The organism is Halobacterium sp. NMX12-1 (assembly GCF_040435975.1).
GTDB lineage: Archaea > Halobacteriota > Halobacteria > Halobacteriales > Halobacteriaceae > Halobacterium > Halobacterium hubeiense.
On record NZ_CP159204.1, the window covers coordinates 394323 to 411039 of the forward strand.

Annotated in this window: 16 protein-coding genes and 1 pseudogene; 10 read left to right on the forward strand and 7 right to left on the reverse strand. The window is 52.8% G+C overall.

Translation table 11 applies throughout. The features are described from left to right. Positions 1 to 536 precede the first annotated feature (536 nt). Positions 537 to 1310 (reverse strand): hypothetical protein, encoded by a 774-nt coding sequence (locus ABSL23_RS03535; protein ID WP_353634728.1) that lies wholly within the window; start codon positions 1308 to 1310, stop codon positions 537 to 539. Positions 1311 to 1992: 682 nt separating this feature from the next. Here ABSL23_RS03535 and ABSL23_RS03540 point away from each other — a divergent pair. After that, the gene (locus ABSL23_RS03540) at positions 1993 to 2850 is read left to right on the forward strand and encodes a DNA-binding protein (protein WP_353634729.1); all 858 of its coding nucleotides are present in this window, start codon (positions 1993 to 1995) and stop codon (positions 2848 to 2850) included. Between the two features lie 196 nt (positions 2851 to 3046). On the opposite strand, the gene ABSL23_RS03545 is transcribed toward ABSL23_RS03540, so the two are convergent. Together ABSL23_RS03545 and ABSL23_RS03550 are read right to left on the reverse strand one after the other, a co-directional pair. Then, positions 3047 to 4060 (reverse strand): hypothetical protein, encoded by a 1014-nt coding sequence (locus ABSL23_RS03545; RefSeq protein ID WP_353634730.1) that lies wholly within the window; start codon positions 4058 to 4060, stop codon positions 3047 to 3049. Positions 4061 to 4352: 292 nt separating this feature from the next. Next, on the reverse strand, positions 4353 to 4553 hold the full coding sequence (locus ABSL23_RS03550) for a ribbon-helix-helix protein, CopG family (protein ID WP_211312382.1): 201 nt from the start codon (positions 4551 to 4553) through the stop codon (positions 4353 to 4355). Between the two features lie 134 nt (positions 4554 to 4687). Here ABSL23_RS03550 and ABSL23_RS03555 point away from each other — a divergent pair, with 134 nt between their 5' ends. From ABSL23_RS03555 to ABSL23_RS03575, 5 genes and pseudogenes are all read left to right on the forward strand, one after another. Continuing rightward, the gene (locus tag ABSL23_RS03555; RefSeq protein WP_353634731.1) at positions 4688 to 5491 is read left to right on the forward strand and encodes a hypothetical protein; all 804 of its coding nucleotides are present in this window, start codon (positions 4688 to 4690) and stop codon (positions 5489 to 5491) included. Beyond that, positions 5484 to 6011 (forward strand): hypothetical protein, encoded by a 528-nt coding sequence (locus ABSL23_RS03560; protein ID WP_353634732.1) that lies wholly within the window; start codon positions 5484 to 5486, stop codon positions 6009 to 6011. The genes ABSL23_RS03555 and ABSL23_RS03560 overlap by 8 nt, the downstream gene beginning before the upstream one ends. 1 nt (position 6012) lies before the next feature. Next, positions 6013 to 6930, forward strand: a complete 918-nt coding sequence (locus ABSL23_RS03565) for a hypothetical protein (RefSeq protein WP_353634733.1) — start codon at positions 6013 to 6015, stop codon at positions 6928 to 6930. Continuing rightward, positions 6923 to 8956 (forward strand): AAA family ATPase, encoded by a 2034-nt coding sequence (locus ABSL23_RS03570; protein WP_353634734.1) that lies wholly within the window; start codon positions 6923 to 6925, stop codon positions 8954 to 8956. Before ABSL23_RS03565 ends, ABSL23_RS03570 begins: the two co-directional genes overlap by 8 nt. 201 nt (positions 8957 to 9157) lie before the next feature. Then, positions 9158 to 9289: pseudogene (locus ABSL23_RS03575) on the forward strand (transcription initiation factor IIB family protein); the annotation flags it as partial. Between the two features lie 17 nt (positions 9290 to 9306). Here the strand turns inward: ABSL23_RS03575 and ABSL23_RS03580 are convergent. Next, on the reverse strand, positions 9307 to 10197 hold the full coding sequence (locus ABSL23_RS03580; protein WP_353634735.1) for a hypothetical protein: 891 nt from the start codon (positions 10195 to 10197) through the stop codon (positions 9307 to 9309). A gap of 329 nt (positions 10198 to 10526) precedes the next feature. Here ABSL23_RS03580 and ABSL23_RS03585 point away from each other — a divergent pair, with 329 nt between their 5' ends. Further along, complete coding sequence (locus ABSL23_RS03585; RefSeq protein WP_353634736.1) at positions 10527 to 10682, forward strand: hypothetical protein; 156 nt, start codon at positions 10527 to 10529, stop codon at positions 10680 to 10682. 165 nt (positions 10683 to 10847) lie between these two features. Here ABSL23_RS03585 and ABSL23_RS03590 read toward each other — a convergent pair whose 3' ends face one another. Genes ABSL23_RS03590 through ABSL23_RS03600 form a run of 3 tightly spaced genes read right to left on the reverse strand, consistent with a single transcriptional unit; the run spans position 10848 to position 13320 of the window. Further along, positions 10848 to 11390: a hypothetical protein gene (locus tag ABSL23_RS03590; RefSeq protein WP_353634737.1), complete on the reverse strand. Its 543-nt coding sequence runs from the start codon at positions 11388 to 11390 to the stop codon at positions 10848 to 10850. A gap of 36 nt (positions 11391 to 11426) precedes the next feature. Then, positions 11427 to 12476 carry a CBASS oligonucleotide cyclase gene (locus ABSL23_RS03595; protein ID WP_353634738.1) on the reverse strand — a complete coding sequence of 350 codons (1050 nt, stop codon included), beginning with the start codon at positions 12474 to 12476 and terminating at the stop codon, positions 11427 to 11429. A 1-nt stretch (position 12477) separates the two neighbouring features. Then, complete coding sequence (locus ABSL23_RS03600; RefSeq protein ID WP_353634739.1) at positions 12478 to 13320, reverse strand: hypothetical protein; 843 nt, start codon at positions 13318 to 13320, stop codon at positions 12478 to 12480. 221 nt (positions 13321 to 13541) lie between these two features. Between ABSL23_RS03600 and ABSL23_RS03605 the strand changes: the two genes are divergently transcribed. Genes ABSL23_RS03605 through ABSL23_RS03615 form a run of 3 tightly spaced genes read left to right on the forward strand, consistent with a single transcriptional unit; the run spans position 13542 to position 16716 of the window. Then, entirely contained in the window at positions 13542 to 13799 is a 258-nt protein-coding gene (locus ABSL23_RS03605; RefSeq protein ID WP_353634740.1) for a hypothetical protein, read from the forward strand. A 60-nt stretch (positions 13800 to 13859) separates the two neighbouring features. Beyond that, the gene (locus tag ABSL23_RS03610) at positions 13860 to 15362 is read left to right on the forward strand and encodes a class I SAM-dependent DNA methyltransferase (RefSeq protein ID WP_353634741.1); all 1503 of its coding nucleotides are present in this window, start codon (positions 13860 to 13862) and stop codon (positions 15360 to 15362) included. Continuing rightward, positions 15355 to 16716 carry a restriction endonuclease subunit S gene (locus tag ABSL23_RS03615; protein WP_353634742.1) on the forward strand — a complete coding sequence of 454 codons (1362 nt, stop codon included), beginning with the start codon at positions 15355 to 15357 and terminating at the stop codon, positions 16714 to 16716. Before ABSL23_RS03610 ends, ABSL23_RS03615 begins: the two co-directional genes overlap by 8 nt. The last annotated feature ends 1 nt before the right edge of the window (position 16717 follow it).

The window sequence follows — 16717 nt, forward strand, 5'->3', positions numbered from 1 at the left end:
CTAACCTGAACTGGAAAGTGTTTCGGGGGAGGGGGCTATGGTAGATAGTTCCTCATATGTAGCACGATCCTCTTGACACCAGTCTGGTAGACAACACTCTACAGCGTTGGGTCGATCATCTGTACGTATCGATGTGGCGGAACCTCGTGAATCGCCGTTCGTCAGTTCCGACGCCATACTCGCGGCAACAACGGGCATCAGTTGTGATTTCGGGTTAACCAACACCCAGCAGAAACTGGCCATTTTGTTGGTTAAGGTCGTGTCATTTTGTCCCCCGCGAATTACCTGCCTATCTCCGATCGTGTGAACAACAGCCTGTTCACAGTCATGGGTTTCAGAGAATAGGCGTAACAGCATGCCTTTGTCCGGCTACGGGCAGATAATGTTCACACGAATATCGGCATCTCGTGTGTACATTTCGAGAATCAACTGTCAAAACGTGAAACGGGGTGGAGAGGGCGGAAAAGTGTGGATATCCCCCTAAGGATAGTCGATCAGGAGACAGGAATAGCTAAGAATTAGATCCGCTTTACTACTTACGCTGAATTGCTATCCGGCATTTCGACCCTAATTGGGTCCAGATCCTCTTTCTCGTGAAGATATTCAACGAAAGCACAGATGATATTCCATGTTGTTTCAAACACATCTGCCCGCTCTTCGTCAGTAATCTCTACAATTCCGCCATGTCTGGGTTCATCAGCATATTCTTTTACTTCCTCAATATTGCTTCTACTGACATCGAGCTCGTCCCTCAGGGTTTTCCACGCTTCACTTCTGTGGCCTTCGTCGTCTGGAATATCAAATTCAGAATGGAAATATTTCCGAATCGCTTCGATTGCTCGATAACAGTGTAACCCGGTGTCTACTGGGTTATTTGTAGATAATCTTAGGTTCTTTAGACAGCGTTTCAGGTATCGGCCATCTTCTGTAGGAATAACCTGAAGGACAGTCTGAAACATCTCACTCCTCTCGTCATCTTCCAACTGATTCTGTAATATTCCGACATCCACCCCAAATACCCGATGTCTATTATTTGGATAAGTTACAGAAGTAATTTCAATCGAATATGAGTATCCATGGGTGAACGAGAATATATCTAATATTTCGTGGACTGCACTTTTAACGCTATTTCTGGCGGTGTGTATGTTTTCTATGCCGTCTTCAGAATCTAATACAGCCTGTATCTGAGAAGAAGCAATTGAGATGTCCAGCTTTCCATACTCGGAATGTGCTTCGAGTGATTGTATGTGGACATTAGACCGCTCTGGGATCACACGTCCAGTAAATACGTACCTACTTCCTTCTGACATATAGACTGGTGGTTCTTAACATAGTAAAGAAGTTCTGGAAGACTGCATAAGCCAGAGTGGCGTAGTTGGTAATCCCCATCTCGTGGCTTTGCAGGGTTGCTTCAACTGGAGGGTGAGAGAAGGCTGCGGTGTATTTTCGATTGGTGGCCTTAGCCACACTCCAACCGTTGATCGGTGAACAGGGGTGGGCGTTCTTTGGTGAAATTGTAGTACTGGCTCGCCCCGCGCGCCGCGTGCCGCCCTCCGCGTCGCTCGCGACCGACCATTCCGGGCGTGCGGGCGCTCTCCGCACCGCCCGCGCCCGTTCCGGGCTAAAGTGCATGTGCCCTCGACGCCAGCGCTTCTCCCGTTCGGGTCCTGCGGACCTCGGCACAGCCGACCGCGACGGACGTAGTTGCGTCGCGGCGAACGGGGAATGCGCTGGCCGCTCGCTCCAGGCAGGTCGCTGGAAGACTCACTCCGTTCGTCTTCCAAGCCCTGCCTCGCTGCGCTCGGCAGGACGCCGCGCGGTGCTGGTTGGGTCCCCCAGTTCAGACGCGCTCTCGCTCGCGCCCGGTAGGGCGCTCGCGAAGGCGCGAGCGAGAGCGCGCAGATGGGTCTGTCGGTCGTTGTCGTCAGAAAACCGCGATGTAGCAGCATCGCGGTGGTGGCGCGTGAGCGCCTTCGGAGTTAGTGAACTCCAATGTCTAGTAACAACGCTAGTCGCAAGGTCGTTACGGTCGCTGAACAGGCATTCGAGCATCCCGAGGAGCAGACGAACGCTGAAGACGGTGTGGAGGTCGTCGACGACACGCCAACCTTCGAGGCGACGGTCGAGCAGGAAACGCAGGCGAAGGTGGATGCGAACCATCCGGATGGCATCGCGGACACGAGCGCCGAGCGGATTCACGGCGTCACGCTCGAACAGGAGGAACGCATCCTGGGGCGGGAAGCCGAGCTCGAACACATCAGTGCTCGTGCTGACTTGGGTCGGCAGGACGGTCGAGAGGAGCGAACGCGTGACGTCGTCACCGAGCAGTGTGGACGTGACGAGCCGGCACGGACGGACCCGCGGGAGCAGCTTTCGCGGGACGAACTTGCAGAGGTGAATCGGGAGGCGATGCGGATTCAGGACGAAGTGGATTGTGGGTGGACGAGTGCGGCCATCGCACGGCAGTTAGCCGAGAAGGTTCGTGCCGGCCAGGACGTGACGTCGGCGGTGTTGGAGCTGGTCGAGGAGCTGAAGGCGGTGCCGGGTGCGGTCGTGCCGATCGCGGAGGTGCCCGAGGTTCCAGTCGGGGAGGTAACAGTTCAAGGAACTGTGCAGACCCTTTGGAAACCGAGCAGTAGCGCGATTCAGCAAGTCGGGCTGATAGCGGATGACAGCGGGAAAATCAAGTTCACCTGCTGGGAGAAATCCGGGCAGACGGTTGTCCGCGAAGGACAGACAGTCCGGTTCCGGGCAGCAGCCAAGAACTGGTACGAAGGCCGGTGTTCAATTGCGTTGACTGGATGGTCGGATATCCACTTCCCGGAGCGCGGCCGCTGGTGGGAAGCATAGCGAGGATGCAGTGACTTTCTTTTTGTGTGCCAGACCAGACCCAAGCCCCACCGCCCCACCCTCCGCTCCCGGCCACCCTCCGATCGGCCGGCAGCCACAACCGGAGTCACAGCTTTCAGGAGCGGTATACCCAGAAGCAAGACCGCTGTCGCAACGCAGTCTGTTTCGTGGTCTACTCTTGGATTCTGTAGCCGGGCTAGTTAGGCCCCGATACCGGGCGGTATGTTCGGCAATAGATTACGGCAAATATAACCAAGACAAACAACGCCTCTCCAAGAGCGTAGAACGTCGGACGCATGACTAAAACCAGACCTAATCCGATTTGTAGCCCAGCGTCAACCGCGATCAGCACTACTCCTCCTACAGCAGATGCGACAGCTCCAGTGATGAATCTCGAGAGCCATAGATTCCGCTTGGTTTCTTGATCAACGTCTGGGCTACGCACAGGGTTGATTGAAGTTCTAATGATAACGTGCGCTGCCAGTGGGATACTGAGTAGCAATAGGAGTCCACCAAACCCCATAGCAACACCGAATTCAACTTGATTTTGTTGACCCGTTTTCTCGAGTGTCGAAGCGGCGGCAATGATGATACCAGTCAGGAGAATTGATATCTGAACGATATCGCTAGCAGTCTGACGCAGGACTTCTCTTCCATTTCCATTATCTGAGTCACCCTCACCGCCGTCACTACCACCACCTCCACCATCGCCATCCCCACCGTTTCCTCCGTCGGGATCGGGTGGTTGCGATCCCACCTCTGCAATTTGACCTATGATTCTGTTTAAGAGTTCTCTGGGGGTTTCGGCATATTCTAACCTCTCTCCAATCCGGTTTTCGGGAATTTTGAACAGTTGAGGGTACTCTTCATACGTGGAGAAATCAAAGAGAGATAGAACAGTCTGCTCCGGGAGAGACTCCTCTGAGAACATAGAAAGGCGATAGTACTGGGATAGGCGATCTCCTTGGTCATACTCTGAACCCTCTTGTGGGCCTGGTTTATCAGAGACCAAACCGCACCCCACGACTTCGCCGTTCCGACTAAACAGGATGAAGTCTCCTCCCTTAATTTTCTCGTATTCGCCCTCAATCGGTGGGTATCCGGTAAGGTACCGAGGTATTCCCCAAACAGGATCATCTGAGTTAAGAACGAGATTATTGAACTCGTCTTCAAGAGAGAGCGGCACTCGATGGAGGAATATACTAGCCACACCACTACTGTGTTAAATAACAACATTATAATTTTTGGATGGGGCCAGCGAGTAACATCCGGTAAATATAGCCGAACAATTTATCGAGTCACGCTGTTGTTAGTACGTGTGAAGGCACTACTGGCGTTTAAACAAACTAACGGAGGGTGTCAATGACGAGATAGTCTTTCCAATAGGTTAATCACAGAGGGTGTCATAGAAGTCTTCACACACTATAGTAGAGTTTTCTAACTGTTATAGAGCGTTACTAGCTTAGAAAGTCGTGCACTTGGTGCACGATATGTTAAGATGCTTAGAGAGTACCCTTTCGTTTCCGAATTATGATCTCTCTCACTCGCGCAGCGTGGTTTGACTCGGATTGAACGAACGCTGTGAGGATGGCCTCGACGATCTCGGAGCGGCTGACTCCGAGATCGTCACACTCAGCGACCAGTTCGTCCACTTCTCGCACGATTTCCTCGTCAACAGCGACTCCGAACTTCTCTTTCGCCATAGCTACGACAAGCTAAAAATAGCGTGCACCAAGTGTACGGCGCTTTCAATTCGTTAGAGCTGATTCAGCAAACCATGAGAACTCTTCTATGACACCCTCTAATCACAGCCAGAGACATCGTCTACTGCTGGAAAATGTCTGACAACCGGCTTTCTCTTTATCTGGACTGCTTCACGTTTGGAGGTCCACCTCGACGTATCTTCTACGCTGTTATCTTGGAAGGTGTATTCCTTCTCGGTCTTTTCAGCTTCACCTCGGGAGGATTACTGAATACCAGTGTAGTGCCACAGTTTACAGAGGTACTCACTGTTGCCGCCGTTGTAACCGGTCTCGGCGCGTATCTCATATCACGGAGTGCTGCCAAGGACTCGTTCTCCTCCATTCTACACACAGATTTTGTCCCTGGTCTTATCGCAGTAGGTTACCTACTTCTTGGTGGATCGGCGACTGGAATCGGGTTTTTACTCCATACCTGGGTTTACCAGACGCCGCTAACCCCGACCAACCAGGAGATCTGGGTGGGTCTTTGCATCGGTGTTATCTTCGGATTCTTGATTCTGTTCTACTTCGACCGTTACGAGATCGACGCCCCAGATGACTACTACCAGTTTGAGGAAGCCTCTGAAAGGGTAATCGAGGCGAAGGAGTTCCTAGAGAAAACCGAGCTAGCGCCGATCGATTTGACCGGGAGGTACAAAGCACTGGAAGATTCGATGCAGGAGACTGCGGATGTGCTAAAGAAGGCGAAGACTCAGGACGGAGCAAGGCTAGCTCAGGATGTTGAGGCTTGTTTGGATGATCTCCATGGTCGACCAGATCCATCGAAGCATCTGATCGCCGGAAATTCGCAATCCCCAGAGCAGCAAGAATTAAAAGATCGGAGACAGGAGCTTAAGTCAGTAATTAAGCGGATAAAGAGGATAACCAATCATGGATGAACCTGTGGATGTCGAGTCTGTCTGGCCTCATACGGAGATGGTTCTGTTTTTGGTAGATTCAGATACCTGCTTTGGCGAACCGGTGGGCGACATCATGGAAGGGGTCGTAGATTGTGAGCATGTAAACGGCGAAGGTCGACACATCGATAATGACCTCTCGGCCGACACTCAACGGTTGCCCAAAGCCAGTATCGAGAGAGACAAGGAGATCATCCCTAACAGCTTGATTCTGGTTCACTGTGACCTAGTTATTGGAACTAAGATGGAGGACTATCTCAATGGGACAACAATTCCTAAATCCTCCCGCATAGTAGCCATTATTGACGATTCAGAGCACTCGAACCCGGGACAAAAACTCGATATGATTCAGCGTCCTATTGAAAGAGCTTCATCGAAGGAAGAAATCATGGATGAGGCCAGGGACTACTTCAGGACGATTTGCCCGGAGTGCAGCGGCCTATCTGCTCGTTCCTGGGTTTTCAAATGGTGCGAAGGTGCCTACCACAGGGTGGAGAATTAGCATGGCTCGCCACGAAAAAGCCTTGCTCAGAGTGTCGCAGTGGTTGGATCTTTCGCGTACGGAGCGGCAGGAGTTCGTTGATACCGCTCAGAGGATTTCATCTCGGCAGGAAGCCGCGTTCAGTCAGTACGATGAGGAGTATTTAGAGCACCTGAAGCAGGATGTTTTCACCCACGAGGAGGTACTCAGCTACCTGGAGGAGGCTGGCATCGGAGAAGACGTCGTCCAGGACTTCAGTTCCGGAGAGATTCCTTTCGACGAGGTCTACCAGAGCTGGAATAAGATCCGGTACTCGGTTAACGAGATTCTGGATCTAACGATGCTGCTTAAACTGGTTCACTCCTGCTCGGAAACCCTTTCTCAAGGGATTGACAGCCGGTACAAGTTCCAGAAATTGGTCTACCTGGTGAACCAAGAGCTCGCAGACCAGAACCGAATGGACCGAGACACTACGCCATACGATCACGGCAAGTTGGAGAAAACCGGATTCCGCTACACATACCGGATGCGGAGCTCCGGGCCTTTCGCCAAGACATTGGAAGAGGATAAACGCCGGCTCTACGCCTCTAACCTGATTGATGAGGAAGTAATGGCGAAGGTGGAGACACCGGAGATAAACGAGGAGAACTGCCGGTACCGGATCACACTGGGACGGTCGGGTGAAGTGGTGATGGACCGTTTCGCTTCCCAGCTTGAATCATTGGAGACAGAGGTCTTGTCGGACTGGGAGGATGCAATTGACCACGTCGTCCTTCAATTCGGTCACATGACGGTGGAAGAACTCCACGAATACATCATGGACTTGGACCCGGTCAAGGAAGCAGAGGAGCGGGACCTGCTGCTAAGAGGGAGACGAGTGACGTATGATTCTGAACCTTGGATCACGATTTCTGCTGGAGGAGAGATAGGCCATGTCTGAACCCAGAATTAAGGAAGAAGTCCAACAGTCGATACGAGAAGATGAGGGAATCGACGACGAGTACGTAGACGAGTTCATCGACATATTGGACGCTAAATACCGGGACCTCGAGTTTGACGATGAGCTGGTCTCCTTGACCCGGATGGATATTGAAGGGTTCAAAGTCATCGATGAGTTAGACGTTTCCATTTCTGACCGGGCCACCATCATTCACGGACGAAACTCGAAAGGGAAGAGCAGCTTCATTGAGGCCACCCGGTTCAACCTTTTCGGCAGAGACAATGACGATCCATTGATCACGAGACCGATTAACCGGAACTACAAGAAGCTGAAAACCGACGGGTACTGGCGGAAGGGCCGCCGCAACTACCTAGTCCACCGGGAGATGGAGCGGAATCAGAGCTATGAAGGCCACAATAAGCCCAACGTCATCGAAAACCCGGGGGACAGTGAACACGGCGAGGCGGAGCAACGCACCCAGTCAGAAGTCGACGACCTAATCGGCATCACACCGCTGTATGAGCAGGGTTTCGACCGGTTCAACATATTCTCCTTGTTCAGCATTATCTCCGGTGACCTCCGCAGCTTCTATGGTTGGGACGAGGCCGCGGATCTGATCGATCTGTTGTTCGGTATCAAGCTCACCAAGGTGGATAGGGCGATACGCAGTGAACTTGAGGAGTGCAAGTTGGAGGACGAGGAACAGGAAGCGAAGACTCGGTTGCTGGAGTACAAGCAGCGGGCTAAACGGATCAATGACGAAATCCAGGAACTGCGGCAGGAGCAGGAACAGGTAGAGGACCAGCTTTCTGAGAAGGTAGAAAGACGGGAGGAACTTGACCGGCTTCTTGATAAGAGCGAGGCGGATTCGGCTCTCTCCGAGAAAATCGATTTGAAGGATGAGATATCGGATATTCAGTCTCGTCTCCAAGAGAAGGAGGACGAGTTCCGAAGTGTGAAACAGGAGATATCTAAGTTAAAGGATGAGACCGCAACCGACGAAATTGCCCCTGCTTTACGGGAAATTCAGCAGCTGATCTCGCTGCCGAACCGGTGTCCGGTCTGCACCCGCGATGTTGACCCGGAGCAACAGCAACGTTTCAACGACCACGGTGACTGCCCGCTCTGCGGAAAGGATGTTCCAGACGACCGTTACGAAACGGTGTCCGAGGTTGACGAGGAAGGTGAGGTAATTGAGCGGGAGAAGAGGCAGGAAGAACTGGAGGAATTGGAGAGCCGGCAGAGGACACTGGAGGGAGAGATTGAGTTCTTGGAAGAGGAACTGGAGGAGAAGAGGGACCAACTTGAAACCGTAAAAACGCGGGAAGAGCAATCCGGCTTTGCAGAGTACAAGCGTGAAAAGGAGAAGATAGAGCATGAAATCGAAGATCTGCGGGACAAGAATACTTCCCTCGAACTCAGTATCGACGCGAAAAAAGGCTCGTTACATGGTGTTGCCCGGCAGGTGTGGGAGTGGAGCCAGATTGACGAGGAAAGACAGAGGAAGGAGCAACGGATGGATGCGTTGGAGTCCTACCAAAGCATTATATCCGAGGAGCGGAAGGAAGCCCGTCGACGGTTGAAGAACAGGCTGGAAGAGCGGATGGAATCTCTCTTGGAAATCTTCACACGCGGCACCTTTGCCAATGCCACCGGTGTCCGCTTCGACAGAGGTAATTCGTACAGCTACACGATTCACCGTACAGACAATACGCAGAAATCGCCAGGACTGTTGGGACAAACTGATGCAGAGCTCCTTCTGCATATGCTACTTTTCCACACTACGGTTTTGGCAGAGTTGGAGGAGGAGCGTGAGACGGTTCCGCTCAAACTGCTGCTGATTGACTCGCCCTACGGGAATGGTCCGGACGATGAGAACGCAGCGGACGTTACAGACTTCTTGTTGGAACTTCCTGAAATCCTGGAAAGCTACCAGCTGATCGTGGCGATGGCGGATTCAAACCTAACCGGCCGGGATAAGCTGGCGGAATCCTACGCCTTGGAGCCGGTTGAGAAACATATCTGAAAATTTGATTCCCGTATAGGCCCGCAAAGGGGAAGCAGCCTCGGCGCACATACCCTTCATTACGTTTAGGGGGACTAGGACGTCGTAATTCAATCCCGTCAAATCTCTCAATAGGTTCGGCAATCCCGCGTAGAGTTTATTTCCCCCTCAATGGGTGAGGGGCTCCCTGTACTGGCGGGTTCCCTGAACACGGTGAGAACGATGGCAACCAGAGACATCTACGAGAGCGGATTCGACGAGGTCGTCCGAACGGAATCAAGTGCGAACCAGTGTCCTGAGTGCGACGAACGGGTCACCACGAACGCAGTCGAAGCGGTCTGCGAGAACTGTGGTTTCCTTGCTTGTAAGTCCTAGAATGGGAGCCAAGAGCCACCGCTATCGTCGCTTTCCGATTCCGTGGTTGTCGAATTCCCGACCGACTTAATTTCCGGAAGCTGGTCCTCGGTAAGCGTGATTTTCCCGCCGATACTGTCCTGATTCAGGACGCCGTTGACCTGCCGTTGTAGGAAGCTGTAATTCCAGAGTGCCCACCGAGAAACGTCGACATCCACGCTTTCCAGATAGGCGTTCCCGGAGACATCGTCGGTGACATCCTCCGTCTTGGCAAACTGCTGGAGGTCGGAGAACTCGCCCTGCAGATAGCTAAGATAATTCCAGATGGATTCGAGCCTGTCGCGGTTAATGCTCTTGTAGACCTGTTCCCGAATCTTGTAGTGTATCTCGCTCATTATGAGAGCAATTAGTCGGTTGTCGACGTATCGCCCCGCGCGAAGCAACGTTCGGTTGCTGATGAACCGCGTGCCTCGCCACGCCATCCGATAAGGCGCACCGATGTAGAACAATCCGACCTCGATACAGAACGCGATGGTCGCGAAGCCGAACTCGTCGTACCGTTGGGGAGGAACGTCTTCGTTCTGGGTTTTCGCTTCGTCTAGTTTCTTTGCTGCGTGGTAGAAGGTGTTGTAGCTGCCGAGGATTGGCAGATAGCGCGTGATCGTACTGATATTTGACCGGAATTTCGCAACCCAGGCTTCGTCCAGATACGATGCGAAGTCATTGTTGTGCAGGATTTCGATGAGGGATTCCAGCCGGCGGACTGCCGTATTCCCCTCGCTCAGCGTTTCATGGAGGTCCTCGACAGCCTCCCACTCGATGCTCGTGAATTCCGTATGAACGGTGTCGGCCAATTCCATCAACGCCGACTCAAGCTCTGCTCGCTCGTCTGGGAGCTCCTCGAACACGCTTGTCGCCAGCTTCCCGAAGTCAACCGTTGGTTCGTGAGCAGACTGCGTGGCTGCTGCGCAGCCAATGATGGACGGTACAGTAGCCGCCCCGACCGTCGTCTGGAGGAATCGCCGTCGCCTCATTCGAGCAATCTAGTGGTTTCCTCAGAGGCTATCCGCAAAAATATATGGATAGCTGACAGGCTGTATAGCGTTCATCACTGAAATTAGACGACGTGTAGAAGGGTTTTGCCTCCACGATGTTCGTGTCACGGCTTGCCTCAGAGCTGGAGTGTTCGGATGCTGTGGTAGAAATACACAATGCCCTAATTCAGCCACCAGAACACATGACTGGCGGGATTTATGGCGATGAACTTCCGGGTCGATATTACACTCTTGACGGCCGGGATTACTACTACATCGAGACGACTGGAACTGGCTGGGGGATCGGAGAGATACCAGAGACGTACGTCGGAGAAAGCGACACTCTCTATCAAATCTAAGTACCTTCTCTGAAATGGAACCACCTTCAATTCTGGAGAAGGCAGTGAATCCATATTCCGACAATTATCGGGCTTATCTTGCCAACCTAGCTGCGTACGTCTGGTTTCGAGAGACGCGGATGTCTCTATTTGTGACCAGTTTCCACGGGTCATCGAAATAGGCTCTTATTCGAATAGCTCCTCGGCGATATCGTCCGCGAAGGCTTCCTGCATACCTTTCGACCCTTTCGTCCACTTGACGTAGTGATACCAGATGCTGCTAACGTCTGGCATCTTTTCGTTCAGCTCTTCCCGCCGTTTACGGAACTCTTCATACTCCGCTACGATTGCGTCATCACGGTCGTTCTCGTACGGAACTCGCAACGACAGAAAATCTACGAGGTCATCAAACAAGGCATGGTATTGTTGAGCCGACTTTTGGAGACGATCACGCTTCTCACCCGGTTCAACTACTAATTGTATCCCAGAAACCACCGATACTGAGACGGCTAACACAATCATCTGCCAATTCGGGACCCCATCCCAGATTAGGCCATACGAGAGAACTCCGCCAATAACTGCGATGATGGAGGAGAGTCCTAAACTAAGGAATTTGTAGAAATTAGCTGCTTTGTAGTGCTGGTTGTACGTGTACCATGCACTCGATGCTTGGTCTATCGTACGCTTTCGAACCCGCTCTCGCCGTTCCTCGGCGTCAATCGTCTCCATAGTAGACAGTCCTATGAGTTAGAGAGGATTACCATATCAGTCCTGAAACCCCTCACCGTACTCCTCTCGGAGTTTTTCTTTCGCTGCCTGTGTTCGTCCTTGCTCCTTCAATTTCTTCGCTTCCTCAAGTGTTTGCGCAGCTCGCTTCGCTTTCTCTGCTGCTTCCTGCCTTTCCTCACTACTCCAGTTGTTATCAACAGCGCCGTCGTACACGGGCTCTCGAGGAGTGCCACGAACCCGTTCCGGTAGTGAGTCAACGAAGTCTCGCGCGAGGTCGTGGTAGTTCTCTGGAACTGTTCCGCCCGTTTCGGCTTTTTCAGCGAAGTAGTTGTAGACCATCACCTCCATCGCGTATCCCTTAGTGGGAACATCGTTGTTCTCGGACCACTTCTTCATCATCCGAGTTAGCCCAGCAACTCGCCCATCATGTGCTTCATTTCGTGCGTCAAAGCGCTGCTTGTACGCTCTCGGATTCGTCCCAATCCATGATTCCTGTCCGTGGGTGTCTGGAATGGCGTACCCGTCACTGGCATCATTAAACAAGTTGAGTCCATCCCGTGGATGCTCCGCGTGCGGGACTTCGGAATACCGGAATGCCGGAACGATTTCGACGGTGGAATCGTGGTACTTCACCTGAACTGCATTCTGGTCAATCTTGACATCAGTCTCAGAAAACCGGGGATCACTCTTAATGCGGCGCTTAATCGCTTGTAGGCAATTTCGCGGCCCATTTTCCTGTTCAATCCAGTGCCGGTGTTCCTGCGCGTCAAGAACGACCATCATGTCCGCGTCCGTTTCTTCCGTCAACGGTCCAGTCACGGTACGCCGTGTGAAAGAACCGATAAGCCGGGAGTCGTGAACACCCAGTTCCGCTCGGAGAATCTCTTCCAAGACATCACGTCGGTTGGAGATTGTCTCGCCCTGTCGGTCGGTCAGACCGCTATCCTCAGCGAAATCGCGATATGATTCGTCTACTTCGTCCCCTTCTCGGATAGTATTTCGAATCGTATTGCCGATTTGCCCGGTGTTCGTCGATCCTCGACCACCACCCGAGTACGTGTTTCCGGTTCGATGTGTGTTGCCCATATTATACAACCTCCTTCTGGGAATTATCCGTCCAAACTCCGAGGGGAGTCTGCCCCTCACCTAATGCCGACGCGACCTCTGTTCGAAGTGACTCATATCGTGACCGTGAGACAATTGTAGGGACTTCTCTGAGGCTAACCCACGTTCGCCACTGATGCAGTCCAGATGCTGCGACAACCTGTGGCGGAAGTCGCTCTAACATCTGGGGAGCGAGCAGCCCAATCAAGAATATTTCCCGGTCGGGCATCTGGCAGACGACGTTTCGGAGGTCCTCCAGCAGGCTGCCGAATCCCGCACCACTGAGGAAATACTGGGTCCCGTAATAGGCATAGTACTCAACACCGAGGAGGTCGAAAACGCGGCTAACTGTTCGCCATTCCTCGATATTGACACCCTTCAGTAGCGGGATGAGTTCGATGTCGGTTCCGGCCAGTTCTTGTGCCACTGCGACAGTCCTGTCGAGGTACCCCTCAATACGCTCAAGACGTTCCGAGCGGTCGGTTTCTTCGTAAACTGGAACGTCGCAAGGGATGTGGAACGTCGGATTGAATTTGTGGACCAGCTCGGCTTCACGCTGCCAATCTAATTCATCGAGATATTCGTCATTCACCGTCGTTGTGGTCGCTACTGCGATCTTCTCGGGAAAGAGCGTTGAAGCCGTTTCACCCCGCCGGATGAATGGCTCAATATCACTCATACGGGCGAGAACGACCGTGCCTTCCGGACAGTTTTCTACAAACCGGAGGTGGGCGTCGTATGGTTCAACGAGAGGGATGCATCCGCTCGGTGCATCGGCTGTGGTTACGAGGTTTGGAACAGACTGTGGGGATTCAGAGTCAGTCATGCGTCGTTGGTCTCCCGGCTTGTTTTCTGAACGAGGCGTGTGGTTTCAGGGTGCCTCGGGTTCAGTGGGAGATACTCTACCATGGTTCTGTCAGAGTATAAAACTAGGCCTTCAGACTGTCTCTTTATCCTCTCTCTTAGGCCCACCTAGTCCTGATTTCGGAAGATTTTGCAATAGGTGAGGGAAAAGATACTTCGTCGTCGTAAACTACGAGATTGCTAATGAATCGGCGCGGGAGAAATCAGGGGATTCCCCCGTGGATCTGGCTAGTCATAATCGCAGCGCTTGCCATTCTTACTGTTATCATCATCACTGCACTCAGTGCAGGTGGGATAGTGGATAGCTTCCTTACCGACCTCGGGTTTGAGGGAGTTGGTGATGATGCAGGGGCCTTCGTCGCTGGCGGGATGTTCCTTCTGCTAATCGTGCTGGTTCTAGGGAGTATTGCCGTGATTTTGCGTTCCGTCTCCGAATTATAGCCGTCGGTTAGTGTCCTGCTCACCGCAGAACATATAGTGGTCCGAAGGGACCTACACGGTATGCCTCTCTCTTTGGATGACCTCGAAACGCACCTGTTCAAGTGTGCGGACATCATCCGCGACGCCGTTGACCCGACCGACTACAAGGAGTACATTCTGCCACTCGTCTACTACAAGTCGATCTCCGATGAGTTCGAAAAACAGTACGCTGAGAACGTCGAGGAGTACGGCGAAGACTTCGCCCGTCGAAACAACCTCTACGACATCCCGGTCGTTCCTGAAGGCTATCTATGGGAGGACATTCGCGCCGTTAGCGACAACGTCGATCAAGCCCTGAACGAGGCCTTCGACGCGCTCACCGAAGAGAACCCCGAGCTAGCTGGCGTCTTCCGCGCGGACTACATCGACGCGGACGCGCTCGACGACGACCGACTCGGCAAGCTAGTCGAACACCTCTCGAAGCACGACCTTGACCGCGACAGTGTTCCCCCGGACATGCTCGGCGAGGCGTACATGGACCTCGTGCGCCACTTTGCAGAAGAAGAGGGCAAGTCCGGTGGGCAGTTCTTCACGCCCCCGCACATCGTCAATCTCTGCGTTCGCCTCGTCGATGACTTCGAGGACGGAATGACGTTCCACGACCCGACCGTCGGTTCTGGTGGGATGCTCATCGAGGCCGCGCGCTACTATCGTGAAGAACAGAGTAGTGATCCGACGAAGCTGACGTTCACCGGGCAGGAAATCAACCCGGATATTTCGGCAATTGCGAAGATGAACCTCTCCATCCACGGGTTGGATGGCGAGATTCGACGCGAAGATTCTCTCTCGAATCCCGCGTTCACCGACGACGAGGAGAACGAGCTGACGCGCTTCGACCGTGTGCTAGCTAACTTCCCGTTCTCCGCTGATTGGGCGAAAGACGACCTCCAAGACGACCCGTACGGGCGCTTCGACTGGCACGAAAAACTCCCCCGTGCTGACCGGGGCGACTACGCCTTCATCATGCACATGGCGAAGCAGTTGAAGCGTCCTGAGCGTGATGAGGCAGGAGGCAAAGCAGCTATCGTCATTCCCCACGGCGTGCTGTTCCGCAAGCACGAGTCGCGCTATCGGAAGCCGATGCTGGAGAGCGATCTGGTAGAGGCCATCGTCGGACTTCCCGAGAACCTATTCCAGAACAACTCGATTCCCTCCGCCGTCCTCGTGTTGAACACGGACAAGCCCGCTGAGCGCGAGGGCGAGGTGCAGTTCATTCACGCTGCAGACGAAGCATTCTACGAGGAGTTATCGAACCAGAACGAACTCACCGAGGACGGTCTCGACCACATCGTTGCGAACTTCCGCGAGTGGGCGACCGAGGAGCGCGTGAGTCGCACTGTGTCGCTCGATGAGATTCGAGAGAACGACTACAACCTCAACATCGCGCTATACGTCGATACCACGGAGCCAGAGGAGGATATTGACGTGGAGGAAGAACTGGCGAAGTTACGCGAGTTGCAGGACGAGCGAGATGAGATAGCGGCGACGATGAGCGAGCATATGGAGGCGTTGAACTATGAGTGAGGATGCGACATTAGACGAATTTATGCGGGCGAATCCGGAAGAAAATAACAGGTCTGAATGGAACGAGTCGAAACTTGAAGGCCTACTTTCCGAACTACTAACAGGAGGTCGTCCGACAGGTGGTGGCCTAGACGAAGGAGAATACATCAGTATCGGTGGTACTCAGGTCAACTCGGAGGGATATATTGACCTTCACGACTTGGTGTATATCCCTGAGGACTACTTTGAGAAGGTGAAAGAGACACAGTTACAGAAGCACGATATTCTGGTCGTCAAAGACGGTGCGAATACTGGAGACGTAGCTATTGCGTGGGAATCTGACGACCGTATCGTAACTAACGAGCACCTGTTCACACTCCGAGCCGATTCGAGCATCAATCCTCCCTACTTGTTCTATTTTCTCCTATCTCACCGAGGTTGGAAACAAATTAATGGGACAATTACCGGCTCTGCTCAAGAGGGCATCAACCGGGGTTTCACCGGGAAAGTTGACGTACAATATCCCCAACTCTCCGAACAGCGAAAAATCGCCACCGTACTCTACACGGTTGACCGGGCGATTGAGAAGACGAGTGAACTTATTGAACAACTTGAAAGGGTTAAGCAGGGTACACGCCAAGACCTTCTAACATCTGGAGTTTCTGAAGAAGGCAGACTTCGTCGTTCCCCGGAATCAGTGCCGGAAGAATACAGCGATGAAAGGCGGTGGACTGTTCCGGAATCTTGGGAACTCAAAGAGTTGTCTGAAGTTTGTTCGATTCAGGTTGGATATGCCTTCAAGAGTGATTGGTATCAGGACGAGGGGAGCGTCCGTGTGCTTCGAGGGGCAAACGTAGGTTATGGGGAGCCAGATTGGTCGGAAACGAAATATTTGGAACCCGACCGAGTTTCAGAATATGAGGAGTATCGACTGGAGGCAGGTGACTTGATTATTGGGATGGATAGACCATACACAAGTTCTGGATTCAAGATTAGCAGACTATCAGAAGACGACGTACCTTCCCTACTTGTCCAGCGAGTTGGGCGGTTTGTGCCAGAAGCCTGTGACCCGGGTTATCTTCACGTGGTCTTGAGTGACTGGCGGTATCAGAAACAAGTCCTTCGCCGCGCTCAGGGGATGGATATTCCCCATATTTCGCAAACTGACATTCTCTCCCCGAAGATTCCGATCCCATCACTTGATGAACAGAAGCGAATAGCCGACCGATACTTCTCAATCTTAGAGAGAATTGATTGCGAGGAAAACCTACTCCGTAAGTACAAGACGCTGAAGCAGGGACTTATGCAAGACCTCCTTTCGGGAACAGTTCGCACGACCGACGCTAATATAGAGATACCCGAGGGAATCGCCTAAT